The organism is Geodermatophilus sp. CPCC 205761 (assembly GCF_051383655.1).
Taxonomy (GTDB): Bacteria; Actinomycetota; Actinomycetes; order Mycobacteriales; family Geodermatophilaceae; genus Geodermatophilus.
Window position 1 is genome coordinate 1 of record NZ_JALPKQ010000084.1, and the last position, 10,763, is coordinate 10,763.

The following is a 10,763-nucleotide window of genomic DNA, read 5'->3' on the forward strand; positions in this document are numbered from 1 at the left end:
TGGCCTCCGTCTTCCCCGGCGCCGCGGTGCACGCCGCCGGGCTGGCCCTCGGGCACGCCCGCCGGCTGGTCGGCACCGCCCGCGCCGCCGACACCGCCGAGGAGACCGCCTGGACCACCGGCACCGGCGGGCGGCTCACCACCGCCCCCGACGCGCTGACCGCGCTGGCCGCCGCCACCGACGCCCAGCGCGACCGGCTCGCCGACCTGTTGGCCGCCACCGCCGGCGGCGGCCTGGCCGACCGGCCCCGGCTGGCCCTCACCGACGCCCTCACCGGCGCCCTGCACACCCTCACCGACCTGCCCGGCCTGCGCGCCGCCGCCGACTGCGGCGACCCCGGCTGTCACCGCGCCCCGCAGGGCTGCCGGCACGACCTGACCGGCCGCCCCGGCCTCGGCACCCCCGGCCCCACCGCCGGCTACCGGCCCGGCGCCGCGCTGGACCGCTTCCTGCGCGCCCGCGACCGCCGCTGCCGCTTTCCCGGCTGCCGCCGCCGCGTGCCCCGCGCCGGCGAGCTGGACCACCACCGGCCCTGGCCGGCCGGCCCCACCAGCGCGGCCAACCTGGCCGGCTACTGCACCACCGACCACCGCGGCAAACACCAGGCCCCCGGCTGGCGGCACACCCTCACCCCCGACGGCACCCTCACCGTCACCACCCCCACCGGCCTCACCGCGACCACCACACCCCCGCCCTACTGAGGAACGGGGGCCACGGCCCGAGCCACCGCGAGGGACGAGCGCCACCGACATACCACCCCACCCGGCGGCGGGGCACGCACGACTCCAGCCGAGTGCGCGGTCCGCCGGCAGCCCTGAGTCCCACGGCTCCGGGCTCCCGGCTCCAGGTCCACGCGCGCAGCTCACGGCTCGGGCCAACGCCGCACAGCTCACGGTCCAGGGCGGGCGGATGCGGGCGCACGGCGCCGTGCCTTCAAACCCACCGCCGGCGGTTCACCACCGGACAGCCCGAGCCGCCTCCGTCGGCGAGAGGACGCCCCGCTGTGTCAGGCGCTCAGCGCGGGGTCTGCTGGTGCACTGCGAGCCGCCACCCGTCGTCCCGCCGCACGTAGACGCTGCTCACCAGGGCCGAGTACGGCTCGGCGCCGGCCCGATGGGCGACGACGCCGTAGGTCACCACCGCGCTCCCGGGGCCGAGCTCGCGCACCCGCGGCTCCTCGAGGGACCAGGACTCCCACGGCGGGCCGCCCATCGAGGCGAGCACCGCTGCCCGATCGTCGATGCGCGCGCCACCGGGGAAGATCATCTCCACCTCGGTGTCGAGCACCCGCGCGTAGAACTCCGCCGCCGCCTCGGGGCCGGTGCCGAGCGCCTGCCAGCCCTGCTCCTCCAGCGCGAGCGGGTCGTCACCCATCGCCGCGCTCCGCGGAGGCCTCGCTGTCCGCGGCGGGGGTCGCGCCACCCTCTCCGAGGGCCTCGGCGCCATCGGCGGGGGTCTTGCCACCCTCGGCGGGGGTCGCGCCGCCCTCGGCGGGGGTCTCGGCGACGGTCCCGCTGCCGTCGCCGATGGTGGCCACCGCGCGGGCCGCCTCGGGTCCCTCCTCGAGGAGCACCCGGAATCCGTCGTCGTCGAGGATCGGCGCCTTGACCTGCACGGCCTTGTCGTACTTGCTGCCCGGGTCGGCGCCCACGACGACGAAGCCGGTCTTCTTGCTCACCGAGCCGGTCACCTTGCCGCCGCGCTCCTGGATCGCCGCGATCGCCTGGTCCCGGCTGAGGTCGCGCAGCGACCCGGTGACGACGACGGTGACGCCGGTCAACGGGCCGGGGCCGGCGTCCTCGCCCTCGTCGGCCATGCGCACACCGGCGGCGCGCCACTTCTCCACGACCTCGCGGTGCCAGTCGACGGCGAACCAGTCGCGGACCGACTTCGCGATCGTCGGCCCCACCCCGTCGGCCGCGGCGAGCTCCTCCTCGGCGGCCTCGACGATCCGGTCGATCGAACGGAAGTCGCGGGCCAGCGCCTGGGCGGCGGTCGGCCCGACGTGCCGGATGGACAGCGCCACCAGCACCCGCCACAGCGGGACGTCCTTCCGGGTCTGCAGGTTGGCCAGCAGCTTGCGCCCGTTGGCCGACAGCGCGCCGTCCTTCTTGGTGAAGAATGACGTCCGCTCCAGCTTCTCCTCGTCGAGGGTGAAGACGTCGCCCTCGTCCTGCAGGAGGGAGCTCTGCAGCAGGGCGATCGCCGCCTCGTAGCCGAGCACCTCGATGTCGAACGCACCCCGGCCGGCCACGTGGAAGACCCGCTCCCGCAACTGCGCCGGGCACGACCGCGCGTTCGGGCACCGGATGTCGGCGTCGCCCTCCTTCTCCGGCCGCAGCTCGGTGCCGCACTCGGGGCAGTGCGTCGGCATCATGAACTCGCGCTCGTCGCCGGTGCGGGCGGCCGCGACCGGGCCGAGCACCTCCGGGATGACGTCCCCGGCCTTGCGGATGACGACGGTGTCGCCGATCAGGACGCCCTTGCGCTTGACCTCGCTGGCGTTGTGCAGGGTGGCCAGCTGCACCGTCGACCCGGCGACCTTGACCGGCTCCATGAACGCGAAGGGCGTGACCCGACCGGTGCGGCCGACGTTCACCCGGATGTCGAGGAGCTTGGTGGTCGCCTCCTCCGGCGGGTACTTGAACGCGATCGCCCACCGCGGCGCCCGGGAGGTCGAGCCCAGCCGTCGTTGCAGCGCGATCTGGTCGACCTTCACGACGACGCCGTCGATCTCGTGCTCGACCGAGTGCCGCTGTTCCCGGTAGCGCTCGATGAAGGCCCACACGCCCTCGAGGTCGTCGACCACCTGGTAGCGGGTGCTCACCGGCAGGCCCAGCTCGCGCAGCCGTTCGTAGGCCGCCGACTGGTGCTCCGGGGCGAACCCGTCGCGCGCGCCGAGGCCGTGCACCACCATCCGCAGCGGCCGGGAGGCGGTGATCCGCGGGTCCTTCTGCCGCAGCGACCCCGCGGCGGCGTTGCGCGGGTTGGCGAACGGCGGCTTGCCGGCCTCCACCATCCCGGCGTTGACGTCGGCGAACGCCGCGATCGGGAAGTAGATCTCGCCGCGGACCTCGAGCAGCCCGGGCACGTCGTCGCCGGTCAGCTGCTGCGGCACGTCATCCATCGTGCGGATGTTGGCGGTGACGTCCTCCCCCGTCGTCCCGTCGCCCCGGGTGGCCGCCCGGACCAGCCGGCCCTGCTCGTACAGCAGCGCGACGGCCACGCCGTCCACCTTGAGCTCGCACAGGTAGCCGGCGGCGGTGCCCACCTCGCGCTCGACCCGCGCCGCCCAGGCCGACAGCTCGTCGCTGCTGAACACGTTGTCCAGGCTCTGCATCCGCTCCCGGTGCTGCACGGGCGCGAAGGTCGCGGTGAACCCGCCGTTGACCTTCTGACTCGGCGAGTCGGGCGTCACGAGAGCGGGGTGGGCGGCCTCGATGCCCTTGAGCTCGGCCATCCGCTCGTCGTACTGGCCGTCGCTGACCAGCGGCGCGTCCTGCACGTAGTAGGCGAAGGCGTACCGGTCGAGCTCCTCGGAGAGGTCGCGGTGGCGGGTGCGCGCGTCGTCGGGGACCTCGGTGAGGTCCTCCCGATCGGTCGCGTCGCCGACCTGCGGGGCGTCGACCAGCGGCTCGTCCAGCTCGGCTTCGGTGGTCACGACGGAACCGTATCCGGCCGGTGCGACAGCGAACCGGCACTCACCCGGCCGGGTGCGTCACTCCGGCTGCAGGTACCGCGCCGCCTCGCGGACGTGCGTCATCGCCGTCCGGGCGTAGCCGGGGGTGGCGCCGGCCAGACCGCAGGCCGGCGTGAGGGTGACCGCGGCGTGCAGGTGCTCGGCGGGGAAGCCCAGCTCGTTCCACCAGGCCCGCAGCCGGGACGCCGTCGCCTTGGCGGCGGGGAGGGTCGCGTCGGTCCCTGGGACGACGCCCGGCAGCAGGTGGGTGCCGGCGTCCACGGCGGTGCCGATCGCGTCGAGGTCCTGCACCTGACCGAGGTCGAAGGAGACCGCGTCGGCCCCCGCGGCCCGGAACAGCTCCAGCGGCGCGCGGTTCGCGCAGCAGTGCACGACCACCGGCGCACCGAGACCCGCGACGACCCCGGCGAGCTCCTGCTGGACGACCGAGGCCTCGACCGCGGCCAGCTTGCCGAACCCGCTGATCGTGGGCAGCCCGCCCTGCAGGACGGCGGGCACCGACGGCTCGTCGAGCTGGACGACGACCCGCGCCCCCGGCACCCGCGCGCCGACCTCCGCGACGTGCGCGGCCAGCCCCTCGGTGAGCGACTGGGCCAGGTCCCGGCGGGCCCCCGGGTCGACGACGGCGCGGTCGCCGCGGGTGCGCTCCAGCCCTGCGGCGAGGGTCCACGGCCCGGCGGCCTGCAGCTTGAACGGACCCTCGTAGGTCTCGGCGACCTCCGAGAGGGCGTCGAGGTCACGGGCGAGGAACTCCCGGGCCCGCCGCTGGTCGATGCCCCCGCGCGCGACCAGCCGCCAGCCGGCCGGGGTGAGGTCGACGGCGAGGTCGACCAGCAGCGCGGCGCTGCGGCCGACGAGGTCGGCGCCGGCGCCACGGGCGGGCAGCTCGGGCAGGTGCGCGAACCCGGGCAGCTCGCCGGTGACCGTGCGCAGCGCCTCGGCGGGATCGGTGCCGGGCAGGGAGCCGACGCCGGTGGCCGGGCCCCACGCGAACGCGGGCTCGGCGGCGTCGTCGCCGGTGGACGGGTCGACCGGGGGTGCGGGGTCGATCGGCGGGGCCACGGGGCGACGGTAGTCCGCCGCCCCCGCGACCCCGCCGAGGCGGTCGGCCGACCCTCGCCGGGCCGGTCAGCAGCTGGGCGTGGTCACCGGGATCGCGTGGTCGCCCGCCGGCGGGGTCAGCGGCGTGTTGGCCCCGAGGTAGGCGACCGCGGTGTCGACGTCCACCGGCCCAGTGACCGGGTCGGTGCCGGCGGTGAAGGCCGCGAAGCTGTCGCCGCCGGTCGCGAGGAAGGAGTTGACGGCCACCCGGTAGGCCGTCGCGGGGTCCACCGCGGCGCCACCGATCCGGATGGAGCAGTCGAACACCCGGTCGCCCTCGGCCCGGGCCGGGTCGTACTCGTAGGTGAACCCGTCGGACGTCGACAGCAGCAGGGTGCTGGACCGCGCCGCCGTCGGGAACTGCTGCTCGAGCACCTCGTCGATGTCGGCGCCGGTCAGCGTGAGGGTGTTGACCGTGTTGCTGAACGGCTGGACGTCGAACAGCTCGCGGTAGGTCACCTCGCCGGCCGTGATGTCGGTGCGCAGCCCGCCCGGGTTCATGAACGCCACCACCGGGTTGCCGAGCTCGGGCACCGCCTGCGCGCCCGCCAGCTGCGCGTTGGCCACGAACGTGCCGAGCACCGACTCGTCGTCGCGCACCACGGTGCCGTCGGGCGCCCGAGCCCGCAGCAGGTCACCGGTCACGCTGCCCACGACCACGTCGCCGGCCTCGGCGGCGCGGGCGTTCCAGTGGTCGACGATCGCCTGCACGGCCGGGTCGCCCGCCTCGCGGGTCACCGGGACGTTGGTGGCGGCGTAGGTGGCCGCCCGGTCGACGTCCCCGGTGCCGCCGTCGAGGGTGAGCCGGATGTCGGTGACCAGCCGGCCGTAGTAGCCGGCCTGGGTGACCAGCCGCGGCTCGCCGCCGGCCACGGGGAGCCGGCAGTTGTAGGCCTGGTGCGTGTGCGCGCTGACGATGAGGTCGACGGCGGGGTCGACGGCGTCGTTGATCTCGAGGATGGGGCCGGTCAGGGCGTCGCAGCCGTTGGGGTCCAGCGCCGCCGGGCCGGTGGCCTCGCCGCCCTCGTGGATGAGGACGCCGATCGCCTCGATGCCGTGCCGCTGCAGGCGCGGCACCCACCGGTTGACCGCCTCGGCCTCGTCGATGAACTCCACGTCCGCGATGCCGGTCGGCGCGACGATCGTCGGCGTCGTCTCGGTGACCACCCCGACGAGCGCGACCCGCTGTCCGGTGGGCGTCTCGAACACCTGGAACGGCGGGAGCATCGGCTCGCCGGTCTCCCGGTCGATCACGTTGGCCGCCAGGTACGGGAAGTCCGCGCCGGTGAAGGCGTGCTCGCCCTCGCCGAAGCAGCCGTCCACGCCCGCGGTGACGCCGTCGCACGCCGCGACGTCGTCGGACCAGGTGCCGTCGGTGGCGGCGGAGATGCGGCGCAGTTCCTGGGTGCCGCGGTCGAACTCGTGGTTGCCGACCGAGGAGACGTCCAGCCCCATCGCGTTGAGGACCTCGATGGTCGGCTCGTCCTTGAAGACGCTCGACTCGAACGGCGAGGCGCTGACCAGGTCGCCGGCACCGACGAACCACGAGGCGGCGTCCGCACCGTGCTCCTGCCCGAAGGCGGCCTCCAGGCGGGCGACGGTGGCGGCCACGTTCGCCGAGCCGCCGACCTCGGTGACGACGTCGTCGGTGGTGCCGGCCGCGTCCTCGCCGTAGACGCCGTCCGGGCCCGGAGCGGTGACCAGCTCGCTGTCCCCGCCGGTGGTGAGCGAGATGCGGCCGTGGAAGTCGTTCATCGCCAGCAGCTGGACCGGGACGTCGCGGGCGCTCGCCTCGGCGGTCGCCGGGCCGGCCGCGGCCACCCCCGAGGCCACCAGGGCGGCCGTGGCCAGGCCGACCGCGACGGGACGGGTGCGGGCGGGAGGCGTTCGGCGCATGGGACCCCCAGGGTGCGCGCGGGCACCGGGCCGGCTGCGGGCCCGGCGGCGGGTGGTCGGGCCACCTCGTCCTGCTTCCGGGCCCGGCTGTCCCGCACGCTAGCGGGGACGGCGGTACCCCGCCACGGAGGGGAGCCGACGGTCAGGCGGGGACGACGCGCCCGGCGGCCAGCACGGTGCCCTGTCCCAGCACCAGGTCGCCGCGGTCGGCGTCCGGCGCGTAGAGCACGGCGCTCTGCCCCGGCGCGACCCCGCGCTGGGAGTCGGCGAGCCGCAGCCGCAGGCCGCCGCCCTCGTCGGCGGTCACCTCGCACGGGACCGGGGCGCCGTGCGCCCGCAGCTGGACGGTCGCCCGCAGGGGCAGCCGCGGCGCCGGGCCCGTCCAGGTGGGCGGCGCGGTGCGGACCTCGTCGACGCCGGTCAGGTCGGCGGTGCCGATGGTGACCGTGCGGGACACCGGCTCGATGCCGAGCACGTACCGCGGCCGGGAGTCGCCGGCCGTGACGCCGAGGCCCCGCCGCTGCCCGACGGTGAAGCCGTAGGCCCCGGAGTGCTCCCCCACCGTGGCGCCGGTGGCCGCGTCGACGACCGGCCCGGGCTGCTCGCCCAGCCGCCGGGCGAGGAACCCGCGCGTGTCGCCGTCGGGGATGAAGCAGATGTCGTGCGAGTCGGCCTTGGTGGCGACGGCGAACCCGCGCTCCGCGGCGATCTCCCGCACCCGCTGCTTGGTCATCGAGCCCAGCGGGAAGACCGCGCCGGCCAGCTGGCCGGGCGTGAGGACGGCGAGCACGTAGGACTGGTCCTTCGCCGCGTCCACCGACCGCCGCAGCTGCCCGTCGGCGAGCCGGGCGTGGTGGCCGGTGACGACGGCGTCGAAGCCGAGCGCCTGGGCGCGGTCCAGCACGGCGGCGAACTTGATCTTCTCGTTGCAGCGCAGGCACGGGTTGGGCGTCCGGCCGGCCGCGTACTCGGCGACGAAGTCCTCGACGACGTCCTCGGTGAACCGCTCGGCGAGGTCCCAGACGTAGAACGGGATGCCGAGCTCGTCGGCGACCCGGCGGGCGTCGTGGGCGTCCTCGACGCTGCAGCAGCCGCGTGCCCCGCTGCGCAGGGTCTGCCGGTCCGGGGAGAGCGCGAGGTGCACGCCGGTGACGTCGTGCCCGGCGTCGACGGCCAGCGCCGCCGCGACGGCCGAGTCGACCCCGCCGCTCATCGCCGCGAGCAACCTCACCGGCGCCCCCGCCCGGCCCGCCGGGCCCGCTCCACCACCGGGCCGATCACCTCGAGCACCACGTCGACGTCGGCGTCCACCGACGTGTGGCCGAGGGAGAACCGCAGCGAGCTGCGCGCCCGGTCGGGGTCGGCGCCGACCGCGAGCAGCACGTGGCTGGGCTGCGCGATGCCGGCGCTGCAGGCCGAGCCGGTCGAGCACTCGACGCCGCGGGCGTCCAGCAGCATGAGCAGCGCGTCGCCCTCGGCGCCGGGGAAGGACAGGTGTGCGTTCCCCGGCAGGCGCCCGGGCCCGCCGGCCACGACGTCGTCCAGGGGGGCGCCGTTGAGCTGCACGCCGGGCACCTCGGCCATCACGCCGGCGACCAGCCGGTCCCGCAGCCGCGACAGCCGGGTCGCCTGCTCCGCCCGGCGGGCCACGGCCGCGGTCGTGGCCACCTGGAGCCCGACGATCGCGGCGACGTCCAGCGTGCCGGAGCGCACGTCGCGCTCCTGCCCGCCGCCGTGCAGCAGCGGGGTGCACTCGGCGTCCCGGCGGAGCAGGAGCGCGCCGGCGCCCATGGGTCCGCCCAGCTTGTGGCCGGTCATCGTCAGCGCGTCGACGCCGCTGCCGCCGAAGTCGACCGGGACCTGGCCGACCGCCTGCACCGCGTCGGTGTGCAGCGGGACGCCCACGGCGTGCGCCACCTCGGCCAGCGCGGCGAGGTCGCTGACCGTGCCGATCTCGTTGTTGGCCCACATGACGCTGGCCAGCGCGACGTCGGTGCCGTCGCCCAGCGCCGCCTCCAGCAGCGCGGGGGTCACCCGCCCGGTCGGCTCGGCCGGCAGCCAGGTGATGTCGGCCCCGTCGTGCTTGGCCAGCCACTCGACGCTGTCGAGGACGGCGTGGTGCTCGGCGGGGCTGACGACGATCCGCCGGCGCCGCGAGTCGGCGTCCCGGCGGGCCCAGAACATGCCCTTGACCGCCAGGTTGTCGCTCTCGGTCCCGCCGCCGGTGAAGAGCACCTCCGACGGCCGGGCGCCCAGCGCCTCGGCGAGCCGCTCGCGCGACTGCTCCGCGGCCCGGCGTGCGGCGCGGCCGCTGGCGTGCAGCGAGGAGGCGTTGCCCACGCGGCCCAGCTGCTCGGTCATCGCAGCCAGCACCTCGGGGAGCACCGGCGTGGTCGCCGCGTGGTCCAGGTACGTCATGACGCAGCCAGCGTAGCCGCGGGCTCGGCCGCGCCCTCCTCGACCGGGGCGGCCGCCCGCGGCGCGACCAGCGCACCGACGACGGCCAGCGCGGCGAGGAGGACCGCGGCGGCGACCACCGCGCCGGCCAGCGGCAGCAACGACGCGGTCGCCGCGGCGACGAGCACGCCCACCAGGCCGACGCACAGCGCCGAACCGGTCACGTCGGCGATCTGGAAGGCCGCGGAGTCCGCACCCCGCCGGTGGTCCGGCGACTGCTCCAGGAGCAGGACCCCGACGCTCGGCATGCCCAGGCCCATGCCGAGCCCGGCCACGGCCCAGGTCAGGTACGCCGGCCACCCGCCCACCCCCGGGACGGCGACCAGCGCGCTGGCTCCGACCCCCGCGGCCAGCAGCACGAACCCCAGCCGGAGCAGTCGGGCGCGGGACACCCCGGGGTGCCGGCCCTGCAGCTGGGAGGCGGTCGCCCAGCCGACCGCACCGGCGGTCAGCGGGATGCCGGCCGCGGTCGGGCTGAAGCCGTGCAGCTGGGTGAGCGCGAGCGGCAGCAGGACGTCCATGCCGAAGAAGGCCCCGGCCAGCAGGCCACGGGACCCGACGACGGCGGGCAGGCCGGCCCGCGCCCGGACGACGCCGGCCGGCAGCAGCCGCCGCAACCCCGCCCCGAGCGCGACGACCCCGGCGAGCGCGACCGCCACTGCGACCAGGTCCAGCCGCTGCCCGGCGACCTGGAGCGCGGCGATCCCGAGGCCGGCGAGCGCGGCCCAGCCCGTCCGGGCGGCTCGCCACCGCCCTCCGGCGACGGCCGGGGCGGCGAGCCCGCGCAGCGCCGGGAGGACGAGCAGGACGCTCACGACGACCAGCGGCAGCAGCCCCAGGAACACCCACCGCCAGCTCCCGTGGGTCGTGACCAGCCCGGCCACCAGCGGCCCGACCAGCGCCGGCAGCACCCAGGCCGCGGAGATCGCGCCGAACAGACGGGGCCGCAGCGCCGCCTCGTAGGCCTGCCCGGCGACGACGTACAGCGAGACCGCGATCAGCCCGCCGCCCAGCCCCTGCAGCGCGCGGGCGGCGACGAACAGCAGCATGTCGCCGGCCAGGCCCGCCGCCAGCAGCCCGGCCGCGAAGAGCCCGACCCCCGCGACCAGGGCCGCGCGCGGTCCGCGACGGTCGCCCAGGTCCCCGCCGACCACCATCCCGACGACCGAGGCGACCAGGTAGGCGCTGAACGGCCAGCCGTACCAGGCCAGCCCGTCGAGCTCGGCCACCGCGGTCGGCATCGCCGTCCCGACCGCCATCGCCTCGAACGCGACGAAGGTGACCAGCAGGAGCAGCCCGGCCGTGGGCAGCCGGTGCCGCCGGTCGAGGATCCCCGCCCCGGCCGTTCCGCCGTCGCCCACGTCCACCTCCCCGCCAACCGCCGCACCCGTCGGCGGCTTCCCGGACACGCGTCGGGCGCCGACCCCGGAGGGGGTCGGCGCCCGACGTGGCCTCGCTGCAGGGTCCCGCGCCGAGCGCCAGCGAGGCGTGGGGGGCAGCGAGGTCCTTCTACTTGCGGGCGGTGATCAGCTCGGTGGCCTGCGGGACGACGGTGTTCAGGTCGCCGACGACGCCGAAGTCGGCCAGCTCGAAGATCGGCGCCTCGGGG

Annotated in this window: 8 protein-coding genes; 1 reads left to right on the forward strand and 7 read right to left on the reverse strand. The window is 76.5% G+C overall.

The genetic code is table 11. From position 1 onward, the window contains the following. Positions 1 to 701, forward strand: a 701-nt coding sequence (locus MY526_RS26320) for an HNH endonuclease signature motif containing protein (RefSeq protein WP_436705419.1), incomplete at its 5' end; no start/stop codon positions are given. Positions 702 to 1,014: 313 nt separating this feature from the next. On the opposite strand, the gene MY526_RS26325 is transcribed toward MY526_RS26320, so the two are convergent. The 7 genes from MY526_RS26325 to MY526_RS26355 form a co-directional block, all read right to left on the reverse strand. Beyond that, the gene (locus MY526_RS26325) at positions 1,015 to 1,374 is read right to left on the reverse strand and encodes a nuclear transport factor 2 family protein (protein ID WP_436705420.1); all 360 of its coding nucleotides are present in this window, start codon (positions 1,372 to 1,374) and stop codon (positions 1,015 to 1,017) included. After that, a complete protein-coding gene (gene ligA, locus MY526_RS26330) occupies positions 1,367 to 3,661 on the reverse strand; it encodes an NAD-dependent DNA ligase LigA (protein ID WP_436705421.1) in 2,295 nt (764 codons plus the stop codon). Before ligA ends, MY526_RS26325 begins: the two co-directional genes overlap by 8 nt. Positions 3,662 to 3,718: 57 nt before the next feature. Then, a complete protein-coding gene (locus MY526_RS26335; protein WP_436705422.1) occupies positions 3,719 to 4,762 on the reverse strand; it encodes a methionine synthase in 1,044 nt (347 codons plus the stop codon). A gap of 66 nt (positions 4,763 to 4,828) precedes the next feature. Then, positions 4,829 to 6,697 carry a bifunctional metallophosphatase/5'-nucleotidase gene (locus tag MY526_RS26340; RefSeq protein ID WP_436695853.1) on the reverse strand — a complete coding sequence of 623 codons (1,869 nt, stop codon included), beginning with the start codon at positions 6,695 to 6,697 and terminating at the stop codon, positions 4,829 to 4,831. A gap of 142 nt (positions 6,698 to 6,839) precedes the next feature. Further along, a complete protein-coding gene (gene mnmA, locus MY526_RS26345; protein ID WP_436705423.1) occupies positions 6,840 to 7,928 on the reverse strand; it encodes a tRNA 2-thiouridine(34) synthase MnmA in 1,089 nt (362 codons plus the stop codon). Then, a complete protein-coding gene (locus tag MY526_RS26350; RefSeq protein WP_436705424.1) occupies positions 7,925 to 9,115 on the reverse strand; it encodes a cysteine desulfurase family protein in 1,191 nt (396 codons plus the stop codon). Before MY526_RS26350 ends, mnmA begins: the two co-directional genes overlap by 4 nt. Continuing rightward, entirely contained in the window at positions 9,112 to 10,515 is a 1,404-nt protein-coding gene (locus tag MY526_RS26355; protein WP_436705425.1) for an MFS transporter, read from the reverse strand. The genes MY526_RS26350 and MY526_RS26355 overlap by 4 nt, the downstream gene beginning before the upstream one ends. Positions 10,516 to 10,763 lie beyond the last annotated feature (248 nt).